This is a genomic window from Aeromonas sp. R6-2 (genome assembly GCF_040908155.1).
Taxonomy (GTDB): domain Bacteria; phylum Pseudomonadota; class Gammaproteobacteria; order Enterobacterales; family Aeromonadaceae; genus Aeromonas; species Aeromonas schubertii.
Genome location: NZ_JBFODE010000047.1, coordinates 30,661 through 51,379 on the forward strand (window position 1 = coordinate 30,661; position 20,719 = coordinate 51,379).

20 protein-coding genes and 1 other RNA gene are annotated in these 20,719 nt (G+C 62.1%); 7 read left to right on the plus strand and 14 right to left on the minus strand.

What is annotated here, in order from left to right; genetic code table 11:
- Positions 1-23: 23 nt before the first annotated feature.
- Together AB5Y48_RS12825 and AB5Y48_RS12830 are read left to right on the plus strand one after the other, a co-directional pair.
- The gene (locus tag AB5Y48_RS12825) at positions 24-449 is read left to right on the plus strand and encodes an EamA family transporter (RefSeq protein ID WP_368164699.1); all 426 of its coding nucleotides are present in this window, start codon (positions 24-26) and stop codon (positions 447-449) included.
- Positions 450-513: 64 nt separating this feature from the next.
- Positions 514-951, plus strand: coding sequence for a universal stress protein (locus AB5Y48_RS12830; protein ID WP_050664560.1), 438 nt, complete (start codon positions 514-516; stop codon positions 949-951).
- Here the strand turns inward: AB5Y48_RS12830 and AB5Y48_RS12835 are convergent.
- The 4 genes from AB5Y48_RS12835 to udp all read right to left on the minus strand — a co-directional run bounded on the left by AB5Y48_RS12835 (position 935) and on the right by udp (position 3,753).
- Complete coding sequence (locus AB5Y48_RS12835) at positions 935-1,465, minus strand: MOSC domain-containing protein (RefSeq protein WP_050664559.1); 531 nt, start codon at positions 1,463-1,465, stop codon at positions 935-937. The two genes, AB5Y48_RS12830 and AB5Y48_RS12835, sit on opposite strands and share 17 nt — an antisense overlap.
- A complete protein-coding gene (locus AB5Y48_RS12840; protein ID WP_050664558.1) occupies positions 1,455-1,904 on the minus strand; it encodes a hypothetical protein in 450 nt (149 codons plus the stop codon). The genes AB5Y48_RS12835 and AB5Y48_RS12840 overlap by 11 nt, the downstream gene beginning before the upstream one ends.
- Positions 1,905-1,914: 10 nt before the next feature.
- A complete protein-coding gene (gene rihA, locus AB5Y48_RS12845) occupies positions 1,915-2,850 on the minus strand; it encodes a pyrimidine-specific ribonucleoside hydrolase RihA (RefSeq protein WP_368164701.1) in 936 nt (311 codons plus the stop codon).
- A 147-nt stretch (positions 2,851-2,997) separates the two neighbouring features.
- Complete coding sequence (udp, locus tag AB5Y48_RS12850) at positions 2,998-3,753, minus strand: uridine phosphorylase (RefSeq protein ID WP_050664556.1); 756 nt, start codon at positions 3,751-3,753, stop codon at positions 2,998-3,000.
- Between the two features lie 386 nt (positions 3,754-4,139).
- On the opposite strand from udp, the gene yiaY reads away from it, so the two are divergent.
- The 3 genes from yiaY to AB5Y48_RS12865 all read left to right on the plus strand — a co-directional run bounded on the left by yiaY (position 4,140) and on the right by AB5Y48_RS12865 (position 6,427).
- Entirely contained in the window at positions 4,140-5,291 is a 1,152-nt protein-coding gene (gene yiaY / locus AB5Y48_RS12855) for an L-threonine dehydrogenase (protein WP_060585099.1), read from the plus strand.
- 118 nt (positions 5,292-5,409) lie between these two features.
- The gene (locus tag AB5Y48_RS12860; protein WP_050664554.1) at positions 5,410-5,748 is read left to right on the plus strand and encodes an outer membrane protein assembly factor BamE; all 339 of its coding nucleotides are present in this window, start codon (positions 5,410-5,412) and stop codon (positions 5,746-5,748) included.
- Positions 5,749-5,794: 46 nt separating this feature from the next.
- Positions 5,795-6,427 carry an NAD-dependent epimerase/dehydratase family protein gene (locus AB5Y48_RS12865; RefSeq protein ID WP_060585097.1) on the plus strand — a complete coding sequence of 211 codons (633 nt, stop codon included), beginning with the start codon at positions 5,795-5,797 and terminating at the stop codon, positions 6,425-6,427.
- A gap of 42 nt (positions 6,428-6,469) precedes the next feature.
- On the opposite strand, the gene AB5Y48_RS12870 is transcribed toward AB5Y48_RS12865, so the two are convergent.
- On the minus strand, positions 6,470-6,802 hold the full coding sequence (locus AB5Y48_RS12870; RefSeq protein ID WP_050664552.1) for an RnfH family protein: 333 nt from the start codon (positions 6,800-6,802) through the stop codon (positions 6,470-6,472).
- The gene (locus tag AB5Y48_RS12875; RefSeq protein WP_050664551.1) at positions 6,795-7,229 is read right to left on the minus strand and encodes an SRPBCC family protein; all 435 of its coding nucleotides are present in this window, start codon (positions 7,227-7,229) and stop codon (positions 6,795-6,797) included. Before AB5Y48_RS12875 ends, AB5Y48_RS12870 begins: the two co-directional genes overlap by 8 nt.
- A 156-nt stretch (positions 7,230-7,385) precedes the next feature.
- Between AB5Y48_RS12875 and smpB the strand changes: the two genes are divergently transcribed.
- Together smpB and ssrA are read left to right on the plus strand one after the other, a co-directional pair.
- Positions 7,386-7,874 (plus strand): SsrA-binding protein SmpB, encoded by a 489-nt coding sequence (gene smpB, locus AB5Y48_RS12880; RefSeq protein WP_050664550.1) that lies wholly within the window; start codon positions 7,386-7,388, stop codon positions 7,872-7,874.
- A 104-nt stretch (positions 7,875-7,978) separates the two neighbouring features.
- Positions 7,979-8,338, plus strand: a transfer-messenger RNA (tmRNA) gene (gene ssrA, locus AB5Y48_RS12885).
- Between the two features lie 274 nt (positions 8,339-8,612).
- Here the strand turns inward: ssrA and AB5Y48_RS12890 are convergent.
- From AB5Y48_RS12890 to AB5Y48_RS12925, 8 genes are read right to left on the minus strand one after another with little or no spacing between them, the layout of a single operon-like run.
- On the minus strand, positions 8,613-8,837 hold the full coding sequence (locus AB5Y48_RS12890) for a hypothetical protein (protein WP_201915856.1): 225 nt from the start codon (positions 8,835-8,837) through the stop codon (positions 8,613-8,615).
- Positions 8,834-10,783 carry a hypothetical protein gene (locus AB5Y48_RS12895; RefSeq protein ID WP_368164703.1) on the minus strand — a complete coding sequence of 650 codons (1,950 nt, stop codon included), beginning with the start codon at positions 10,781-10,783 and terminating at the stop codon, positions 8,834-8,836. The genes AB5Y48_RS12890 and AB5Y48_RS12895 overlap by 4 nt, the downstream gene beginning before the upstream one ends.
- A 12-nt stretch (positions 10,784-10,795) precedes the next feature.
- Positions 10,796-11,200, minus strand: a complete 405-nt coding sequence (locus AB5Y48_RS12900; RefSeq protein WP_368164705.1) for a hypothetical protein — start codon at positions 11,198-11,200, stop codon at positions 10,796-10,798.
- Positions 11,197-12,783: a hypothetical protein gene (locus AB5Y48_RS12905; protein WP_368164707.1), complete on the minus strand. Its 1,587-nt coding sequence runs from the start codon at positions 12,781-12,783 to the stop codon at positions 11,197-11,199. Before AB5Y48_RS12905 ends, AB5Y48_RS12900 begins: the two co-directional genes overlap by 4 nt.
- Before the next feature lie 3 nt (positions 12,784-12,786).
- A complete protein-coding gene (locus tag AB5Y48_RS12910; protein WP_368164708.1) occupies positions 12,787-13,986 on the minus strand; it encodes a hypothetical protein in 1,200 nt (399 codons plus the stop codon).
- Between the two features lie 39 nt (positions 13,987-14,025).
- Positions 14,026-17,619 carry a curculin (mannose-binding) lectin protein gene (locus tag AB5Y48_RS12915; RefSeq protein WP_368164709.1) on the minus strand — a complete coding sequence of 1,198 codons (3,594 nt, stop codon included), beginning with the start codon at positions 17,617-17,619 and terminating at the stop codon, positions 14,026-14,028.
- On the minus strand, positions 17,616-17,984 hold the full coding sequence (locus tag AB5Y48_RS12920; protein ID WP_368164710.1) for a hypothetical protein: 369 nt from the start codon (positions 17,982-17,984) through the stop codon (positions 17,616-17,618). The genes AB5Y48_RS12915 and AB5Y48_RS12920 overlap by 4 nt, the downstream gene beginning before the upstream one ends.
- Complete coding sequence (locus tag AB5Y48_RS12925) at positions 17,981-20,656, minus strand: tape measure protein (protein ID WP_368164712.1); 2,676 nt, start codon at positions 20,654-20,656, stop codon at positions 17,981-17,983. Before AB5Y48_RS12925 ends, AB5Y48_RS12920 begins: the two co-directional genes overlap by 4 nt.
- Positions 20,657-20,719 lie beyond the last annotated feature (63 nt).

The following is a 20,719-nucleotide window of genomic DNA, read 5'->3' on the forward strand; positions in this document are numbered from 1 at the left end:
AACCCCTAACCTCGAGGTGAGCCATGCCCGCTTCCGACTGGCTTGTTTGGGCCCTGCTGTCGGCGCTCTTCGCCGCCCTCACCGCCATCCTTGCCAAGCTGGGACTGCAGGAGGTGGACCCGGATCTCGCCACCCTGATCCGCACTCTGGTGCTGCTGCCTCTCCTCGCGCTTGTGGCGACCGGCAAGTGGGGGGATCTGGGCACCCTGAGTGGACGAACCTGGCTCTTTCTCATCCTCTCGGGCGTGGCAACCGGCGCCTCCTGGCTCTGCTATTTCCGCGCCCTCAAGGTGGGGAAGGTCTATCAGGTGGCCCCGGTCGACAAGCTGAGCCTGGTGCTAGTGGCGCTCCTGGCGTTCGTGCTGCTCGGCGAGCGCCCGCAGCCGCGCGAGTGGCTGGCCCTTGGCCTCATCACAGGCGGCGTCTTGCTGCTGGCCCTGCGCCGTTAGCTTCATGGCGGGTTCATCTACGGATGCGAGAGTTTGGTCTGTGGCTCACAGTAAGGAGAGAGCGATGAAAAACGGTATCGTATTGCTGCTGGAAGGAAAGGCGTACGAACGCGAGACCCTGGCCAAGGCGAGCCGCCTCGCGCACGCCATGGGCAGCCCGCTGACCCTGCTGCACCTGACCCACAGCAGCCAGGTGCGAAACGAGCATATCGAGCTGCCCGCTGCAGAGCGCAGCGCCCGCGCCGAGCTCGCGGCCAAAGCCGGGATCAGCGAGCTTGTCGCCACCCTCTCCCATCCGGCCGAGTATCAATGCCTGGCGGTCGACGACGTGGTTCGGGATCTGGCGGCCTGGCTCGCCAGCCATCCTTGCGACCTGCTGCTGGTCGGCAGCCGGCACCACTGGATGGAGGGCTCCCTGGCGCGCCAGCTGCTTTACAAGCTGCCGGTGGATATCCAGATCTGTCACGAGCCCATCGCCGAGCCCCTCAGGGCTGCGGGATAAGTGCGTCCCCCTGCCCGATAGCGCCGCCCTGTAGCACTCGCGCCGTGATGCCGCCGTGGCCGCGCAGGGCGTTGTAGCCGCCGGGGCCGAGGGTGAGTTCCATTTTGGAGCAGGGCTCGCACGGCCCCGTGTATTCGAGCAGCGCCTCCCCGAGGCGAAAGGTGCGCCCCTTGAGGGCGAGCAGGTTGATGCCGCTCACCACCAGGTTGCGTCTAACGCGCGCCGCCATCGCCTCAATAAAGAGGGTGCTGCCGAGCGGGGCCAGCCCGGGCAGCTGCAACAAGCCGGCCACCACCGCCAGATGCTCGGCCTGGATCAGGGTCACCTGCCGTTTGCTCTGCTCCCGGCCCGCGAAGCGATCCCCCTCCAGCCCCTTGCCCGGCTGTAACCGGGCCTGCTCAACCAGCACAACCGGGGCGCCACGCGCCGGGCGCAAGGCAATCAGCTCGAGCCGACCCGGATAGGGAAAGGAGTCCATCAGAGCCGCCAGGGGCGAGGCCTCGTTAATCCTCATCGTCTTCCTCGGGGCGGGTGCAGTCGAGCACGCTGGTCTCGAGATCCCCGCGATTGCGGGTCAGCAGGGGGGCCGTGCCATCCCGGTAGGGACGCACGTCAGAGAAATCGGTGCCGAAGTAGTGCATAAACTGGCGCCGCGCCTCGTCGAGGGGAAGCGGGATGAAGAGCAGATGCACATCGAAGCTGGAGGCCGGCACGACAAAGCCGCTCACCGGAATGTCGCGATAGTGTTCCTCAACCCGAAACCAGGCGAGCCCCTCCTCCACCTTCCAGGGGCGGTAGCGGGCCAATGCGGGATTGCCCGGCTCGCCGCTCTCAGGATCCAGATAGAGACCATCGAAGCGGCACTGCTCCAGCCCACTCCACATTCGCTCGAAGGGGGACGAGCAGCCCCCCAGTGCGAGGGCGGCCAGCAGCCACCCCAGATTCCCGCGCATCCTCTACTCCCTAGTCATAGGCGTGCAGTTGCTCCACCAGCAGATCGATAAAGCCCGGGCGATCCACCCCCAGCAGCACGGTGGCATTGGGGGCCATGCCCGACAGGCCGTAGCGATCCACCACCGTCATGCCCACAGTGTACTCGCCACAGGTCTCAATGCCGACCCGGCAGTCGATGCCATGAAAGAGCCCCGGGCGCAGCAGCCAGGCGATGGTGCAAGGGTCGTGCAACGGTGCCCCCGCAAAGCCCCACTTGGGATCTCGATGGTAGATCATGAAAAAATCGAGCAGCTCGGCCACGGTGCGGGCCACCGGATTGCCGATGGCACGGATGCGTTCGATATCCTCATCCATCACCTGGGCCTCATGGGTCACGTCGAGCCCACACATGGTGATGGGCACACCGGATTGAAACACCATCTCGGCCGCTTCGGGGTCCACATAGATGTTGAACTCGGCGGCCGGCGTCCAGTTACCCGGGCCGGCGCTGCCCCCCATCAGCACGATACGGGCGATCCTGGGCTTGAGCTCGGGGTGCGCCGCCAGCAGCAGGGTCACGTTGGTGAGCGGACCGGTCGGCACCAGGGTCACCGGCTCGGGACTGTCGCGCAAGGCGTTGGCCATCAGCTCGACGGCGGTGAGGGATACGGGGGCGAAGGCGGGCTCGGGCAGCGCCGGGCCGTCCAACCCGGACTCCCCGTGCACGTTGTCGGCAATGATAAGCTCACGCCGCAAGGGCTTGGGTGCCCCTGCGGCGACCGGAATGTCACGTCGCCCCAGCAGGGTGAGGATACGCAGGGCGTTTCGCAGGGTCTTGTCCGGGGTCTGGTTGCCGGCGCTGGTGGTGACCGCCAGCACCTTTAGCGCAGGGCTGGCCAGGGCCAGGATGAGGGCGATGGCGTCGTCGTGGCCGGGATCGCAGTCGATGATGATGGGCAGCGCCATGGGGTTCTCCTTACCGCTGGAAAAACGCCTACCCTACCAGTCTCGTTCGTCCCCTTCCGGTGACCGGCTCACACTTTCGGGGATGACAAAAAAAGATGGGGGCCGCGCTTTCGCAACGGCCCCCACCCCCCACTCGGCGTGGTGCTATCAGATCAGCTTGCGGGCGGCGCCCAGCACGATCTTGATGGCATCAGATTCGGTCTTCGCCATGGTCTCGGCGTTCGGGATCTCTTGTTGGGTACGGTTCACGATGACACCGGCCACCATGCCCGCACGCAGCCCCTGGCTGGAGCACATGGTCAGCAGGGTCGCAGACTCCATCTCGAAGTTGAGCACGCCCATGGACTGCCACTCCTTCATGGAGCCCTGGAAGCGCTGAACCACGCGGCCGGAGAAGGTGTCGTAACGCTCCTGACCCGGGTAGAAGGTATCGGAAGAGGCGGTGATGCCCACGTGCAGCCTGGAGCCCAGCTCCTTGGCGGTCTCGACCAGGGCGGTGGTGCACTCAAAATCGGCCACGGCCGGGAACTCCATCGGCGCGAAGTGCAGGCTGGCACCGTCGAGGCGCACAGAGCCGGTGGTGACGATCACATCGCCCACGTTCAGATGCGGCTGGATGGCACCCGTGGTGCCGATGCGCAGGAAGGTGCGGATCCCCAGCTGGGCCAGCTCTTCCACGGCGATAGAGGTAGAGGGACCGCCGATACCGGTGGAGCAGACGATGACGGCCTTGCCGTCCATTTCGGCGCGCCAGGTGGTGAATTCACGGTGGCTGGCCAGCAGCACAGGATTGTCCATCAGCTCGGCGATGCGCTTCACCCGCTCCGGGTCACCCGGCACTATGGCCAGCGTGGCACCTTGCAGATCCGCTTTCTTCAAACCCAAGTGAAATACATCAGACATAGTCAACTCCTGATCGCCACCGCCATCTGGCAGGCGCAGTGTTTAAGGTACTTTTCAAGCTATCTTTCCCCCCGTTTCGGGGAGCGCCAACTATGGGCGATCCCAACGCCCATTTCCTTGAAGGGCCTCACACTTCTGCGCTTAACCCTTGCCAAATTTCGCGCAAAACGTTTGCTAACGTGATGAATTTATTGAAAAACGTTTCGACACTCCCACGCTATTTCCCCATGGCTGTCAACCCTGCAAAGGCTGCGGTTTTCAGGGCCGTGATCGACACCATAAAGTAGCAAAATGAATACTCATATGACTTCTCAAGAGCGCGGATCCTTGGCTAAAGTGGTCACAGGACATACCTCTTTAGTATTAAAAAAACGGAGTAATGAAACATGGCCGCATTCAAGTTCTACATCCCCGCCATCAACCTGATGGGCGCCGGCAGCCTCACCAGCGCCGCCGCCGACATCCAGGGCTATGGCTACAAGAAGGCACTGATCGTCACCGACAAGGTCCTGAGCCAGATCGGGGTTGTCGCCAAGGTGAGCGCCCTGCTGGCCGAGCGCGGGGTTGAGAGTGTCATCTTCGATGAGACCAAGCCCAACCCGACCGTCAGCAACGTCGACGCCGGCCTGGCCCTGCTCAAGGCGCAGCAGTGCGACTTCGTCATCTCCCTCGGTGGCGGCTCCCCCCACGACTGCGCCAAGGGGATCGCCCTGGTCGCCACCAACGGTGGCAACATCAAGGATTACGAAGGGGTGGATCGCTCCGCCAAGCCGCAGCTGCCGCTGATTGCCATCAACACCACCGCCGGCACCGCCTCCGAGATGACCCGGTTCTGCATCATCACCGACGAAGCCCGTCACGTGAAGATGGCCATCGTCGACAAGCACGTCACTCCCCTGATGTCGGTCAACGACCCCGAGCTGATGCTGGCCAAGCCGGCCGGTCTGACTGCCGCCACCGGGATGGATGCCCTGACCCACGCGGTCGAGGCCTATGTCTCTACCATCGCCACCCCGGTCACCGACGCCAGCGCCATCATGGCCATCGAACTCATCGCCAAGCACCTGCGCCGCGCCGTGAGCCACGGTGACGATCTGCACGCTCGCGAGCAGATGGCCTATGCCCAGTTCCTGGCCGGCATGGCCTTCAACAACGCCAGCCTCGGCTATGTACACGCCATGGCTCACCAGCTCGGCGGCTTCTATGACCTGCCGCACGGGGTGTGCAACGCCGTGCTGCTGCCCCACGTTCAGGCCTACAACGCCCAGGTGTGTGCCGGCCGCCTCAAGGATGTGGCCCGCTTCATGGGTGTGGACGTGAGCGCCATGAGCGACGAGCAGGGTGCCGCCGCCGCCATCGACGCCATCAAGGCCCTGGCCCGTGACGTCCAGATCCCGGCTGGCCTCGAGCAGCTCGGCGTCAAGGCCGACGACTTCGACGTGCTGGCCACCAACGCCCTGAAAGATGCCTGCGGCCTGACCAACCCGAAACAGGCAAGCCACGACGAGATCAAGGCCATCTTCCGCGCCGCCATGTAAATCGGGTGCCAACATATTGAAAAGTCAGGAGGGCCCGGAGCCCTCCTTTTTACTTCCGGCATGGGTGCCGGTATGATGTGCCGAGCTCATAAGACGGTATGGATGATCTGAACTCGCTATGCGGATGAAACTCTTGATGGCCGCCGCTCTGGCCGCCCTAACCCTTTCCGGTTGCAGCCTGGTCTATCGCATCGATATTCCCCAGGGCAACTATGTGGAGCAAAAACAGGTAGACAAGCTGCGCCAGGGCATGACCCGCGAGCAGGTGGTCTATGTACTGGGCTCCCCCATGCTCAAAGATGCCTTCGACCACGACACCTGGCACTACCTCTATGAGTTCCAGCCGGGCCGTGGGGATCTCGAGCGCAAGGAGATGACCCTGAAGTTTGTCGGCGATCGCCTGGCCACCATCACGGGCGATTTTACCGTCCCGGCCACCTTCAATACCCCGCTCTGATGAGAAAACCGGCCACTGGCCGGTTTTTTTATAAGGGGAGGACCCCATGACGCAGATCCTGATCGGGGGCGCCAGCGGACTGATCGGCCGCGAGCTGGTCGCCTGCCTGGCGCCCCGGGCCGAACTCTGGCTGCCCTGCCGCCGCCCCCTTGCCGGCGAGTCTCACCTGCACTGGTGTGAGACCGACTTCGAGCGCCTCGAGGAACTCCCCCTGCCCGTCACCATCGACACCGCCTTCTGCGCCCTCGGCACCACGCGCCGTGACGCCGGCTCGGCGGCGGCCTTTCGCCGGGTCGATCTCGACTATGTGCTGGCCTTTGCCAGGCTGGCCCGGCGCCACGGCTGCCGCCGTCTGGTGGTGGTCTCGAGCCTGGGCGCCAACCCCGGCTCGCCGTTTCTCTATCCGCGCACCAAGGGAGAGATGGAGCAGGCCCTGCACGCCATGGAGTGGGAACGTCTGGTGGTGGTGCGCCCGGGCATGCTGCTCGGGGATCGCCCGCGACCCCGCCGCAGCGAGCAGATAAGCCAGCGCATCTACCCCTTCATCGCCCCCTTGCTGCGCGGCCCTCTCGCCCGTTTTCGTGCCATCGAGGCACATCGGGTAGCCCGTGCCATGGTGGCCCTGGCCGAAGGCGCGGGAGCCGAGACGGTCGAGAACGAACGGCTACAGCTCTGGTAACAGAGAGGGGCGCCATGGCGCCCCTCCCGTTTCATGCTCACCCTATTCCTGCGGCTGCCTGGCGCCGGTCACCGGGTTGGCCCGTCCCTCTTCTTTCGCCTTGTCGGCCCGCTTCTTGCGCATCTCGCGCGGGTCGGCGATGAGGGGGCGATAGATCTCGACCCGGTCCCCATCCTGCAGGGGTTCGGACTCCTTGACCGGCCGGCTGTAGATGCCGATCTTGTTGACAGAGAGATCGATCTCCGGGTGTTTATCGAGAATCCCCGACGCCTCGATAGCCTGTCGGGCCGTGGTGCCGGCCCCCAGACGCAGTGGGATGACGGTCTGGCGCTCGGGCAGGGCATAGGCGACTTCAACCAGGATCTGCTCAGACACCGTACACCTCCTTGGCGCGGGTGGTGAAGGCACTGACCATGGCACTCACCAGATCCCGGAACACCTTGCCAAAGGCCATCTCCACCAGCCGATTGGAAAACTCGAACTCAAGCTCGAACTCCACCTTGCAGGCATCCACATCGAGGGGGGTAAAGGTCCACCACCCCACCAGCTTGCTGAAGGGGCCATCCACCAGTTGCATGCTGATGCGACGATTGTGCTCCAGGGCATTGCGGGTGGTGAAGGTCTTGGCAATGCCCCCCTTGGCCACCTCGACCGAGGCGGTCATATAGTCGTCACCGTGCTCATGAACCCGACTACCGACACAACCCGGCAGAAACTGGGGATAGGCATGAACATCATTGACCAGAGAGAACATCTGCTCGGCGCTGAACATCACCAGCGCACTTCGATTGATACGGGGCATGGCTTTTCCTCATCCTTTCGCCGTGATTTTATCACCGCGCCGCACAAAATCACCGTCAACACTGCCTAACAAATGGCCACTCGCACCCCTGCGCGTTTTACAGCCGTCGGCGGCCACGTATAATGGCCCCCTCATTACCTGCCGGAATCGCCCGTCATGTCGAAAAAGAACAGTAAAAACAAAGCCGGCTCCAGCACGATTGCCCTGAACCGGACGGCTCGCCACGAATACTTCATCGAGGAGAAGATCGAGGCCGGTCTCTCCCTGCTGGGGTGGGAAGTCAAATCCCTGCGGGCGGGCAAGGCCAACATCGGCGAGGCCTATATCACCTTCCTGCGCGGCGAAGCCTATCTGTTTGGCTCCACCTTCCTGCCGCTGCAGATGGCCTCGACCCACGTCATCTGTGACCCGACCCGTCTGCGCAAGCTGCTGCTGAGCCGTCGCGAGCTCGACCGCCTCACCGGCCTTATCGAGCGTCAGGGTTACACCATAGTGCCCCTCTCCCTCTACTGGAAGGGTCCCTGGGTCAAGGTGGAGATCGGCCTGGTGAAGGGCAAGAAGGACCACGACAAGCGCGAAGCCACCAAGGCCCGCGAGTGGGACCGCGAAAAAGCGCGCATCATGAAGAACAAGCGCCTGGGCTAACCCCTTGTCTGCACAAACTTTCTGCGATTGACCGGCGTTTGCCGGTCAATTCGTCTGTGCGCCTTGCCACGGCCGCCCCGATGGGCTTACAATCGCCGCAACTTGGGGCTGATTTTGGATTCGACAGGATTCTCGAAACCCAAGGTGCATGCCGAGGTGCGGTTGGCCTCGCTAAAAAGCCGCAAAAAAATAGTCGCAAACGACGAAACCTACGCACTGGCAGCTTAATAACCTGCTCAGAGCCCTTCTACCCTAGCTTGCCTGTGTCCTAGGGAATCGGAAGGTCATCCTTCACAGGATCGTGTGGAAGTCCTGCTCGGGGCGGAAGCATTAAAACCAATCGAGCTAGTCAATTCGTGGCGTGTCCCTCCGCAGCGGGTTGGCGAATGTAAAGAGTGACTAAGCATGTAGTACCGAGGATGTAGGAATTTTGGACGCGGGTTCAACTCCCGCCAGCTCCACCAAACGTTTGGAAAGGGCCACTTCGCAAGAGGTGGCCCTTTTTGTTTTCCCCGGCGTTCCCTGCGGCTCACTCACCACTCCATTGCCTTGATAAGGCCAGTGTTTAGAGACCTTTTGAGTCCGGGATCAAACCCAGCGCCAGGGTTTTATGCGATGTGTAGCCCGCCGCCGAAAATGAAAAAGACTTGCGGGGAAAATGAAAAGCTACCGGCCCGATAGTTTATCAAACTTGGTGGCACCGGAATCACTGAGTTTGATAACCCCGTTAAACCGGCATTAAACCTCTATCTCATAGGTCGGTAAATCCGGCGCCTCTCCTGCCAGCTCCCCTCCCCTGTAAAACGCCTTCTTGCCGATGGCTATCCCTGTGCCACGTACTGTGACCGTTCCACCCGCCAACGTATTGAGAGTGGTGGTCGTGGTACCTACTGCGGTCACGGTACCGACCAGCAAGGGATCTGCACCGGGTACCAGCTCCAGGAATCGCTTAAACAGGTTCATACAAATCGCTCCACACTCAGTTGCTGGCGCACCGTCATGGCCCTGTTCTGCAGCGCAGCAGAGACCCTGACGCCCCGGTTGTAACCCTTCCAACCGTCCACGGCGAGCAGCGCACCCGGCAGGATCAAGCCGGTATCAGCTGACAACGGCAGTTCAATGGTCTGGGTACGCTTGGGCATGGTCTTGGCCAGCCCCACCACACCTTGGGCACGGGCTGCCGTCACATCGCTCACCAACGGGTGGGTGATTGTTGGCGCTTGTTGCTCGCCAGCTGTCCCTTGGCGCACCACCCGCGCACTGATGCCCTGATGGCCACCGCTGACCCAAATCCCGTTGGCGGCATGACCCGGCTGGAAGTCACTGCCCAGGGTGGTAATGATGGCTCGGGGGATCGCCACATCGGCCTCTGCAGTATCGAGCTGCCACGGCACGGTGGGATATCGCGGCTTGATGACCAGATGACGGTTACGCTGGTGTGGCAGCACAAAACCACCGGCCGCATCAGCCAGGTACCTGACCACCTCGATCGGGGTCTGGTTATCCAGGCTAAAGAACCCGGCAGGTACCAACCAGTCAGCCGCTTGCCAATCCAGCGTCCAACCAACCGGCAATACGGCCGCAGCCAGCTGGGCCATGGTCGCTGCAGCACGCTCACTCACCGCCTGCGCCAATACATGGGTCGGTGACAAGTAAGCGGTGCGAGAGCGTCCCGTCAGCGTTGCTGACTCACGGCCAAAGCTCTGGCTCGATTGCCAGCCATCACACACGCAGTCCCATTGCTGACCGTTGATAAGAATGCTGACCTCTTCCTCATCGGTCAACGCAGCCGCCGCGATACGGGGGATTTGAGCGCTGAACTGCCACGCCCAGGAGTCGGTATCGAGCTCGATACTTACCGCCGTGGCAGGGATATCGAGCCCATCGCGTACCCGCACAATCTTCGCTGTATTGCTCACCAGATAAACCCTCCGGGTTGGAATGACGATTGCCGCATCGCTGCCCTGCCAGACAAACTCCAGCTCTGCCGTGTCGCGCTTGCGCCCGAATGCCAGCCGCAGCACCCGCTTATCGGGGCGGATGGGGGGCTTGGGTGGTTCTGGTGGTGGCGTCTTGCCCCAGGAGGGCAACATGGCCTCATCCCAGCCATCACGCCAGCCCTCTATCAGCGGCTTGCCGTGGTGCCAGGCTTGAGCGGCGACCCCCTTACCAATGAGGATGCCCTCTTGCCACTGGTCAGCCAGCCAAGCCTTGTCAAAGCGCGGCGGGTTGGTGAACCCGACCAGGCGCCAGCTACTGACCGGGGCCGCCTCAACCCACAGGGACTGATTCGCCACATGGCCAGCGGCCAGGCTGTCATAGCCCTCGCGGTTCTGCTGGCTGACCGGCAGCCCCTCGGCAAAGCGTTGTTGATTTGCCATGAACGTCTGGGGCATCTGTTCGCCCAGCTCAGCCACCTGCTGCTGATGCGCGGCGGCCTGTTGCCACAGGGAGCTGCTGGTTGCCCGCTCGGTACCGGCCTTCTGCCATTCGCTACTGAGTGCCTGGGAATGGCTATCTGCCCGCTCCCACTCATCCCCCATTGCACTGGCAGGGCCTCGGAATACGTTCTGGTCATACTGCCCGGCGAGCACAGGCTGCGGGGCGCGGGATGTGCTGGCCATGGTGCATTCGATGACGAACTCACCAAGCAGCTCACCCCGGCTATGGGTTTGGCTGGCAAGCACCGCATCAAGTACCACAGAGCCGTCCAGCATCGCGCTGGAACGATGCGGGGCGCCATCCAATACCGATACCAGCACCAGACCCGGTGACGCACTCAGGCGTGGCGGCAAGTTGGTACTATTCAGGATGCCGACCAGGCGCACTACGTCGGACTGGTTTAGCTCCAGCTGGCCATTGATGCTGCGAGCCTTACGCAGCGCTAGGCTGGCATCCTTTCTGGCCATATGGCCCCCCGGTTACGGTTCTGTGATGGTGGCTGTATTAATGCGGATCAGCGCACCGGCCAAAAACTCCGCTGCGGGCAGCTCCAGATCGGCGCCACTGCCCGGCACCCCGACATCGAGATCCGCCACAAAGGCCCCATCCCGGTCAACAATGCGCCCCCAGGTGGGAGCACCGCTGGCGGTGGCCATCTGCTCGGCCAGGGGTTTCAGGGTCAACACCCCACCAGCGACCGTCTTGGCGCAAGGGTGGCTGAACGTCAGCGCCACCAGAGCCAGCTGGTCAGTCGGGGCCGCCCCCGGTGCCGGTTTGGTACCTGTGTAGATGGTCAGCTTGGCACTGGCCCCGGTGCCCGTATCAATGGCCGTGGCCAATAGCTGGGCGCGACTGGTGCGCAGCCCTTCGGCATAAGAGATCATGGTTGTTTCCTCTTGAGCGGGGCAATCATGGGGAACGGCTCGGGCGCCACGCTACCACCAGGCGGATAGGGTTTTGGCGCCTGATAGTCGGCGGCTACGGCGTTGTAGTCAGCGGGGCCATATGCCGGGTCATCCTGGGCGACCACCATATAACGGCGATTCAGCCACAGCAGATCGAACCGATAGACCCCATCCGATGCGCGGCTGTAAGTCTCGCCAACCAGCTCGCCATCCTGGGTAAAGCAAAGTACCCGGCGCCGAACTCCCATCCCGCTGATGGTCACAGTGCTTTCAATAAATCCCTGTTCCACGTTGCGTACCCCATCGCGGATCCAGAAGTAATCCCGCCCCTTGCAGATCACTCGCTGGCTAATCTGCTGGATACACAACGGGCCAGGATAAAACGGCGGTTTCCCTTGCCACGCCACATCTTGCGGCAGGAACTGGGCGCGGGTCTCCTGGTTGGCCACGGTAACGGTCATCGGGGTGGTGAACAGCACATAGGTAAACTCGACCTGGAGCGGGACAAATTCAGTCCCTATCCTGTCCAGGCGGTCTCCCGGTTGCAGCTCTATCCATATCTTGTATTGCGTTGAGGCAATGAATTGCGTTGAGCGGGTAAACACCTTGGTCTGGTAGTAGCCAAACACCTGCCCATTGATAGCGGCCAAGCCGAGATAGGGTGCATCAGCTGGCCCTTGAGTGGTCACCCCGCCCACCGTCAATTTGGCCACACCATTGAGGTAAGCCAGCTGGGCAACCACAGCGCCAGCCGCATCGAACAGCACCCCAGTCTGACCAGGCAAAATCCCCCTGGCCAAGACGTAGGATGGTGCAGTGCCAGAAGCGACCAACCCGACCCCGGATTGATGCTCAATAGCCGCACCGACTGGCAATACCAAATCCGGCTGCAACGCGGTGTACTGCTCTGCCGTTAGCGCAGCAAAGTCGCCATTAAACCCAGGTGGCCCGCCTGCAATGCGCAAATAGGTTTCGGCACGGCAACCGTTGCCACCTGTATAGGTCTCGTAGGAGCGCATATTGCTAAAACGCAGGGTCGTTACCACCGCCATATTGCAGGTCAGGGTAAATGACTGGTTGCGATGCTGACCGCCATCATCGGTATAAATCAGGCTAGTTGGGGTAAAGGTCAGCTCGCCATAGGTTCGCGGGTATGCGTCTCGCTGGGTGGCTTTGGTCAGGCTGGCAAGGCTTGGGCCGTACCATAGCCCGCTGCGATAGGTGCCATCTGTGCGGGTGCGAAGGGCGGCGACCACATTGCCCGCCGCATCCAGAAACTCCAGATCCATATCGCACAGGTCGTTAGTCCAGCAGGCGTTGGATGCCCCAATCTTCAACCGATACCCAATGGGCTTGAACGGGATAGACCCACCCCATACGCCGGTATCAGCAGCACCGCTCTTGTTATAGGCATAACGGAACAACCCGATATCGGCGGTATCGCCAAACCAGTCTGCCCATTCCGCCCCGCCGGTCGCGGTTACATCAAGCGCGGCATCGTAGGTAATGGTCTGGGCAGCCGATAGCATCAGCCACCCTTTTGACGGCAGGAAAGTCGCCATGACTTACCTCCAGGGGCCGGTCAGGTCAAAGCCCATCAGGCAGGTCTGCCCAGCGGTATAGTTATCTTCCTGAAACCCCACCCTGACAAACCGCAACAACTTGCCAGGCATGGCAGGCAGGTCTTTGAAGTTCTTCCTGTCCCATGCCCCTATTGTGGCGAACGGGCACACCAAACCGGGCAAATAGCCACGCAGGTGGTTGCCACTCTCGATCACCATGGTGGGATCCTGGGTCACATAGAAACCGTTGTCCGGGCCGTTGGGGATGTTCAAACCGTTACCGAATCGGCCAAACAGCCCTTTAATAAACCAGTTGGTGGCACCGAATAGCTGGTGATATGGCCGGGCAATTATCCGGTGGCTGGCGTTGTCAAAATTGGGATACAGGTTGCCCCAAACCGCCCAACTGGATGAACCCTGTTGCCAGTTACGCCCCTGCTCATTGGCATTGGTAGTCGGATAGATGTTAATCACGGCATGATAGCGGTCGCCTGGCCGAACAGTTCTGATATAGCCAAAGCTATACATAAACTGGTAGTTACCTGCCGCATAAGCAGGCATGAAGTAAAACAGCTGGCTATCGCCCACCAGATCCCAACGCCGGTTGGAAAAGCGCCCGGTACAAGGCCAGCGCCACTCCCCAATATTGGTATAACTGTTGATATCCACCACATCCTCAACCATCGCCACCTTGGCCAGATAGTTGAAATAGTTTGGCCCCATCCACCCCGTAAACGCCGAATTGTCGATGCGCAGGCTGACATTGCCTGACTCACTGACATTGGTGGGCCGCACGATGAAGATCTTCCCGTCACCGCTCTCATGGGTGATCGTCCAGCCCAGCGGCGCCACCTTCATGGTCATGGCTGCGCCAGAACCGGCAGCACCGGGGTTGCCGCCGTCAATCTCAAACCAGACCTGAGTGGCGGTGACCTGCATCACCCGATGCTCGCCGTTGTAGGCAACAGGCGATACCCCCTCGACCTGGACAACTGAGTCTTGCAGATAGGCATGACCACCGGTAAAGGTCGCCACCGCCCACCCCTTGGCGGCATCGAAAGCCAGCGCGTTGATGGTCAGGGTGCCAAAGCCGGTGACCAGCACCGCCTTGAGCAGCGCCGCCAGGGCGCCCTCTGCGGTATCACCCATACTCGGTGCGCCCTGCATCTCGCTTGCAAACCATTTGACCTTGTATTCAGCCATCACTTTTCTCTCCACGGGCAAGGCGCAACGCCTCACCGGTTAACGGTTGACGTTGCCCCTGAGCTGGGCCTCGAAACGGTCGGTATCTACCGCAGCCACCGACTGCAAGATGGTGCGGATAAACCAGATCGGGTAATTGGCGGCGTAGGTGTTGAACCGCAGCACGTTGCCCGCAGCCCAACCGGCCCCCCAGCCACGCCGGTCAAGCCTGAAATAGGGCTGGCCGTTGTTGGGGTTGATGGGGGCAAAGTCGGTATTCACGTCCCCCACCGCAATTTGGCCCACATGCTCACCGACCAAAATAAACGTGGTGGTGGTCTGGAAGATGATGGCCCAGCGCTCTTGCAGGGTCGCCCGGTTGGTCACCACGATCGGGAAATCCGTGTCGTTGTATTCCGCCGTGCAGGGGTCGCCAATCAAAAAATCAGACCAGTTATTTGTCCAGGTGCGTTGGTCGAACAGCGCCCCATAGCGAGCCCACAGGTCACCGATAATGAGGGCGCTGGAGACCAGGGTATCCGCCGCCTCATAGTTGTGACTGAGGGGCCGAGCCAGGGTGATGCGGCCCGAGATCTCCACATCGGTGGCCAGGCTCATATCCTCGATCCGGTGAACCACGGTCAGCGGCTCCACATAGCCGGTCAGGTTCAGCGGGCTGGCCAGGGTCACCATCCCGCTATTCATGTTGACGCTGTAGAACTGCGGCGCGAGCTCCTTGCCGTTCTTATCCTCCACCCGGCAATAGGCCAGCCGTTCGCGCCCGGTGTTGAGCTGCTGCCCCGCCTGTACTCCCATGGGGAAGGCGCTGCGCTTGGTGGAATGCACCACCACGATGTACCCCTTGCGAATGAAGGGCACCCGGCCATCGGATGGCAGGCGCACCGGATCCAGCTTGATCAGATCCGCATCGAGCGGCAGATAGCTATAGACCACAGCATTAAACCGGATGGTGTCAGCCACCACCGACAAGGGGCGCCAGATCTTGCCATCGACCACCATATCCGGGTCAAACCAGGGTTTACTCTCGTTGCCCGCTGCCGTCACCAGGCGGCCAAAGCGCACCGATACCACCCCGGTCTGATAGTCCACCTTGCCAGTTACATCCGTGCTGGTGATGGTGCCATCGCCGTTGGCGGTCACCTCAAATCGGCGCCCGTCTGCGGTGTTGCCGCTCAGGTAGAGGCTGGATGGCGCAATGGGTGCCCCCGGCGTCCTGAACGTCACCTCGTCCACCGTCTGGGCCACCAGGCTGGTGACCAGCGAACTCAGGGCCGGCACTGGCGCAGCGCCGGGGTTCCAGACCGTGACGGTCGCCTTGCCGGTAGCGTAATCCAGTGTCCCGGCCTGCTCACCGGCTCCGGTGGCGGGGTCGATGTTGCGATAGAGGATCCCTTGCCTGTCCACATAGACCGACCCGCCCAGGGCAAAGCGCACTGAGTTGGCCAGGATCGCCTCGCCGTTGCGCGGGGTGATATCCAGCACCAGCGGGGTAGCCTTCACGGTATCTTGGCCCGCTTGGCTTGCATTGTTGCTGCGGTACTCCACCTCGACCCAACCACTGTCGTCCACCGGGAACAGGTAAGCGGCCTGCACGTAGTAGATCTCCACCAGTGTCCAGCGCTGGCGGGCAATGGTGTTACCGTGGCCATCGCCATAGGTGCCGATGGTGCGCCACTCATAGCGGGTTTTAGGAATGCCGCCCAGGCCATCCGGCTTGATGGTGATCTGGCCGGTGGTGTAGTTGACGCTGCCCCGTTCCACCCCTGCCGCATCCAGCAGCTTGCCCGCGCCGTTGTCGCGCACACTGATGATCGGGTCACGGGTAGCGATCACCAGTTCGGTGTCATCCTTCACATCCTCATAAAGGGCATTCCAGCGCAGCGAGACCATTCTTGGGGTCAGGTTCTGCTTGGTCAGCTGCAGGGTGATCGTCCCGTCCGGGTTGCGGGCCGGGTAGTCAAAACGTTGGGTGTCCGGGTCGCCGTACTGGTAAACAACCTGGTACTCCTGGCCGCCATCCGGGAGGGTTGCCACCCGCAGGGCCAGATCGCCGGTCACATAATTGATGGTGCCGGTGGCATCGCCGGTCAGCTGGCCCGCCCCGTTGTCGATGGCGGTTTTGGTCGCGCCACCGGCTTGCCAGGTCAGGGTCAGGCTATTGGGGGTGATCCCCTCATGGGCCAGCTTATGGGTCAGCTGCACCGGATCCAGCACCATGCTGGCGCGGTTGAGGTAAGATACCTTGGTACCCCAGCTGAACATGATCGCGCTGTTCACATCCGGCAGCGCCCCCAGGGTTAGCACCACAGAGCCGGTGGTGAAGTTGAGCAGGCCAGAGCCATAGGATTTGTCCTGGCCAAACAGCTCCCCGCGCCCGTTGTCTTTCAAGTCGTACCATTTGCCCTGGGCCAGATAGCTGACGGTCAGCGAACCGGGGCAAGGGGTAGGCAGCAGGGTCGCGGTGTAGGCATAACCCCGGTTGTTGGCGGCGATCTGGATCTGGGCCGTGTCAGCGATGCGCGATGGCATCACTGCCGGGCGAAAGCTCACGGTTTTGCTGGCGGCGCCATAGTTCGGGCACTGGCTGTTGAAGGTCAGCAGGCCACGCCCGTAGTCGATAGCCCCCACCACGGTACCGACCAGGAACAGCTCGCCGCCCTTGTCGGTGATCACTGCCGCGCCGATGGTGACCGATACGCTGCCCGGCATGGCACCAATCCCCAGGAACAGCCCTTGGCTTGGGCTGACTGGTGAGGTGGTGGTGAAGGTGTGGGGACTGCCCACCCCGGATTCCAGCAGGGCGCCCAGCTCACCGGCAGCAGTCAAGTCCACCACAGGGGTTTCACTGCGGGCACTGGGTACCAGCTGGGTGAAAATGGTCTTGGCCTGCACCCGCATTGCACCCAGCGCCGCATCCGCGACCAGCTTGGTGGTCGAAAAGTAGTTAGCGGCATCGGCCACCACGGTTTCCCGCAGAGTGGTCTTGGTAGTCGCCTGGTCATAGGGGCTGGGCTGCTCCCCTTCAAAGGTGTAGCGCAGCGGGTCAGTGATCACGCAAGTGACCACGTTGCGGGTGAACTCGCCCTGGTAGCCAGACACCCCGAACTTGCGCAGCTCGGCGGTTACCCGGTCAACCCGCACATACTGCTCAACCTCGTTCCCCTTCCCTTCGTTGCCGACCAGCACCAGCACCTCCCCGACCTCCGGCAACCGCACCTCAATGCGTTGCAGGATGCGGATCGCCCGCTGCCCTTCCAGCTGGGTATCGTAGAGCACCCCCTGCCACTTCGGGCCTCGGGCCTGATAGCGTTCCAGGGTGTTGCGGGCGTTATCGCGGGTGTCGTTGTGGTCTTTGGTGGTCATCAGCGTCAGGTTGACGCTGGGGTCACTGGGCGGCAGCAGCACCATGGCATTGGCGCCATAGTAGGTGTCGGTGTCGTCCGTCTGCACCGCCAGAAACGCCTTGCGCATATTCACGGTGCCATAGGCCCGATCCATGTCGCTTACATCAGGGAACAGGCTGTTATGGTTACCGCTAATGATCTCGCGGCCAGTGATGCGACCACCGCCGTCATCGGTATCAACCAGGCGCTGGCTGGCCAACAACACGATATCGCCAGAGAGAATGGTCATGGGGTTACCTCTGTGAGATTCAGGGTCAAGGCATAGGGGTCGCCCCCTTCCGGGTCGGCCATCTCGACCAGTGGGGTCGCCACCACGCCAGGGCGGCGCCACACCACGGTGCGGGCCACACCATCGAGCAGGGTCAACGTCATCAGCTGGGCCACCTGCGTCTCCAACACCTTGATCTCCTGCACCTTGGCGCGGGAGCAATGCCCGCTCAGGGTCAGCGGCCGCCCCTCCGGCTTGGCGGTCTCCTCCACCAACAGGGCCCCGCTCAGGGTCGGGGTCACCACCTGCTCGACCGGCGCCCACTCGAACTCGTCGCGCCAGACCAGATCATCTGGCAGCAGCACGCTGTTTAAGGTCACGTTCATTGGCGCAGTCCTTGCTGTTTAAGAATGTTGATAAAGGCATTCGCATTGGCCTCATCGGCCTGTAGTTCGGCCGAGCCCCCTGCCCCTTTGAGCTCGATGGTGATCCGCTCAGACAGGGGCCTGCGTGTCCCTGGGGTGTTGGTGCTGGGGGTAGATGGCTCTGCAGTTGGAACTGGTAGCTGGGCGGCGGCCTGATTGGTTTTGGCACTCTCTTTGGCCAACGCTTTGTTGAGCTCCTCTTTGAGGCGGGCCTGCATCGCCTCCATCTCCTTCTGGAACTTCTCGCCGTAATACTTGCTCCACTCGCTGTAGGCCGGAATGTCCTTGACCTTCTGGCTGTAGCGGGCCAGCTCCTCCTCCACCCCGGCCAGGGTATTGGCCAGCCCCTCGGCATTGCCACGCAGGCTGTTGATATCCACGCTCTTGTAGTAGAAGGAACCGGCGTTCACGGTGCGGGTGATATCGCCTCGACCACCGCCCCCACCGCTACTGGTGAGGCTGACATTCGTCTGTTTGGCTTCATCCTGAACCCCTTTAAGCCCCGCACGCATCGCATCAGTAGCGCCTTTGGCCCGTGCAGCCGCTTCGTCAAAGCCATCACCAATGGCCGCGACGGCCTGCTTGGTATCGCCACTCCCCCCTTTCACCTTGGCCATGGCATCGGCGGCGATGGCCATGGAGCGGGCCAGCGCATCCCCGGTGATTTTGCCCTGGGCGGCCAGTTGCTTCTGACGCGCGATCACCGCATCGATCTCGGCGGTGGTCTTGGCGCTGTTGTAGGCGGCAGCCAGCGCCTCCTCGATGGCGGCACTACTGGCCCCCGTGTGCGCCACCAATACATCCAGGGCGCCGATGGTCTTCTGAAAGCCCGCACCGATACGGCCATTGGCCTGCTCGAAATCGAGGCCGAGCACCTTAAACGCCTCAGCCAGTTTGGCTGGGCCATCGGCGGCGGTTTGCTTGGCCACCGCATTGATCTCGGCCAGATAATCACGGGTACTCTTGGCCTCATCCCCCAGCGCTTTTACGGCGGCGGCGCCTTGTCGCCAGCTTCCAGCGGCCTCGTCGTAATGAACCTTGCCCTCGGCGACCAGGCGATCGAGATCCGCCATGCTGGTGATGGCAAAACCCAGCTCGGCTGACAGGGCGGCAAACTGACCATTGAGGCGGGCCTGAGTCTCGGAGCGCAGCCCCTGCGCCTCCCGGAGTGCCAGCTCAGCCTGCACCAGCTGACGCAGGGCAGAGGCGAACTGGGTGATCTGGATGATGGACTCGACCGCCACGGCGGCCAGTAGCCCCTTGACGGCAGCGCCCAGCACGCTGACCCCTATCGCCGCACCGGCTGCTGCTGTGCCCGCTGTCGTCATACCGCCTGCTGCTGTCGCGGTCGCCACAGGTATGGCAATAAACTGGGCGTAGAGGCTGCGCAGATCACCAATCCAGCCCGCGATTTTCAGGCCAACCCAAGCCTGGGCCAGTACGGTCAGCGCGGTGCGCCACTCATAGAGGGTCTGGATCAGCGACTTGAGGGTTTCCCCCATGGTGATAAAGCCATCGGAGAGGCGCTTGGCCCACGCCTGCAGGCGGCCATCCCTGGCCATCGCCTCAAATTCGGCATTAAGGTTGGCCAGCTGGTTTTTGAGCCAAGCCAGCGCCCCGTTCTCGGCTACCATCCGGTAAAACTTGGCGAGGTTGTCCTGGGCATTGGAGATAAGCCCAGATAGCAGACTCATGTTGTCGGCAGCCGCACCGCGCGATTGGGTGGCAATCTCATTCATCAGGGCAGAGATGGTCTCACGGCCCAGCTTGCCCGCCTCAGAGAGCTTCTGCAGCTCGGCGGTATTCTTGCCGGTCACCTGTTCCAGCATCTGCCAGACCGGCACGCCCCGCTCAATCAGCTGCAGGATCTCCTCCCCCTGCAGCTTCTGCTTGGCCCAGGCCTGACCAAGGGCCAGAGATATGCCCTGCACCTCTTCAAAACCACCGCCCAATTTGTACGCTTGATCGACAATACCCTGCATGGCCCCCGCCATAGGGTCGATGCCAAACGCCTTGAGCCGCACGAATACCTGGGTGACTTCACTGAGCAGCAGAGGGGTGTTCTTGGCAAAGTCCTGGATCCAGACTGACGCCTCGTTGCCACCGGCAATCGAACCCATCACCGCCTTGAGCTGCACATTGAGGCGCTCGGCCTGATCGCCAGTCTGGAACATGGCCATCAGTTGGGAGGTGAGGGTCTGGATACCAAACCAAGTACCAGCCAACGCCACCAGGCGCCCGGTCAGGCTGCCGATGGCCCCCTGCAAGCCACCGGCCTGCTGACTGCCCTGACCTAATTCGCGTCCCAGCCGTTCGGTCTGGGCGACACTCTTGGTCAGCTCACGCTGCAGGCGCTGCTGTTCCTGGGCAAGATTCTTGGTGTCGAGCCCGGACTGCTTGAGCCCGGCATGCAGGCGGGTATGACTGGCTGACTGAGCGACCAGCTGACGCTCCAGCTGCTTGACCTCGGAGGCCAGCAACCGCTCTTGTTCGGCCAGCGCCTTGGCATCTCCGCTGCCCGCTTGTTGCTCACGGCGCAACTGTTCCAGCTTGTCACGGCTAAGCACAGTCGCCAGTTCGAGCTGGGTCAGGGCAGCTTTGGGTAACCGTTCACCGACAGGGGCTTGACGCACACAATTCGGCAGGGATGGGGTAATTCGTTTTCTCGATGCAGGCCCGGACGACGGCGCGCAGCC

Coding starts and splice junctions, on each gene's coding strand:
- AB5Y48_RS12825 (WP_368164699.1), top strand. CDS start 24: ATGCCCGCTTCCGACTGGCTTGTTTGGGCCCTGCTGTCGGCGCTCTTC.
- AB5Y48_RS12830 (WP_050664560.1), top strand. CDS start 514: ATGAAAAACGGTATCGTATTGCTGCTGGAAGGAAAGGCGTACGAACGC.
- AB5Y48_RS12835 (WP_050664559.1), bottom strand. CDS start 1,465: ATGAGGATTAACGAGGCCTCGCCCCTGGCGGCTCTGATGGACTCCTTT.
- AB5Y48_RS12840 (WP_050664558.1), bottom strand. CDS start 1,904: ATGCGCGGGAATCTGGGGTGGCTGCTGGCCGCCCTCGCACTGGGGGGC.
- rihA (WP_368164701.1), bottom strand. CDS start 2,850: ATGGCGCTGCCCATCATCATCGACTGCGATCCCGGCCACGACGACGCC.
- udp (WP_050664556.1), bottom strand. CDS start 3,753: ATGTCTGATGTATTTCACTTGGGTTTGAAGAAAGCGGATCTGCAAGGT.
- yiaY (WP_060585099.1), top strand. CDS start 4,140: ATGGCCGCATTCAAGTTCTACATCCCCGCCATCAACCTGATGGGCGCC.
- AB5Y48_RS12860 (WP_050664554.1), top strand. CDS start 5,410: ATGCGGATGAAACTCTTGATGGCCGCCGCTCTGGCCGCCCTAACCCTT.
- AB5Y48_RS12865 (WP_060585097.1), top strand. CDS start 5,795: ATGACGCAGATCCTGATCGGGGGCGCCAGCGGACTGATCGGCCGCGAG.
- AB5Y48_RS12875 (WP_050664551.1), bottom strand. CDS start 7,229: ATGCCCCGTATCAATCGAAGTGCGCTGGTGATGTTCAGCGCCGAGCAG.
- smpB (WP_050664550.1), top strand. CDS start 7,386: ATGTCGAAAAAGAACAGTAAAAACAAAGCCGGCTCCAGCACGATTGCC.
- AB5Y48_RS12890 (WP_201915856.1), bottom strand. CDS start 8,837: ATGAACCTGTTTAAGCGATTCCTGGAGCTGGTACCCGGTGCAGATCCC.
- AB5Y48_RS12895 (WP_368164703.1), bottom strand. CDS start 10,783: ATGGCCAGAAAGGATGCCAGCCTAGCGCTGCGTAAGGCTCGCAGCATC.
- AB5Y48_RS12900 (WP_368164705.1), bottom strand. CDS start 11,200: ATGATCTCTTATGCCGAAGGGCTGCGCACCAGTCGCGCCCAGCTATTG.
- AB5Y48_RS12905 (WP_368164707.1), bottom strand. CDS start 12,783: ATGGCGACTTTCCTGCCGTCAAAAGGGTGGCTGATGCTATCGGCTGCC.
- AB5Y48_RS12910 (WP_368164708.1), bottom strand. CDS start 13,986: ATGGCTGAATACAAGGTCAAATGGTTTGCAAGCGAGATGCAGGGCGCA.
- AB5Y48_RS12915 (WP_368164709.1), bottom strand. CDS start 17,619: ATGACCATTCTCTCTGGCGATATCGTGTTGTTGGCCAGCCAGCGCCTG.
- AB5Y48_RS12920 (WP_368164710.1), bottom strand. CDS start 17,984: ATGAACGTGACCTTAAACAGCGTGCTGCTGCCAGATGATCTGGTCTGG.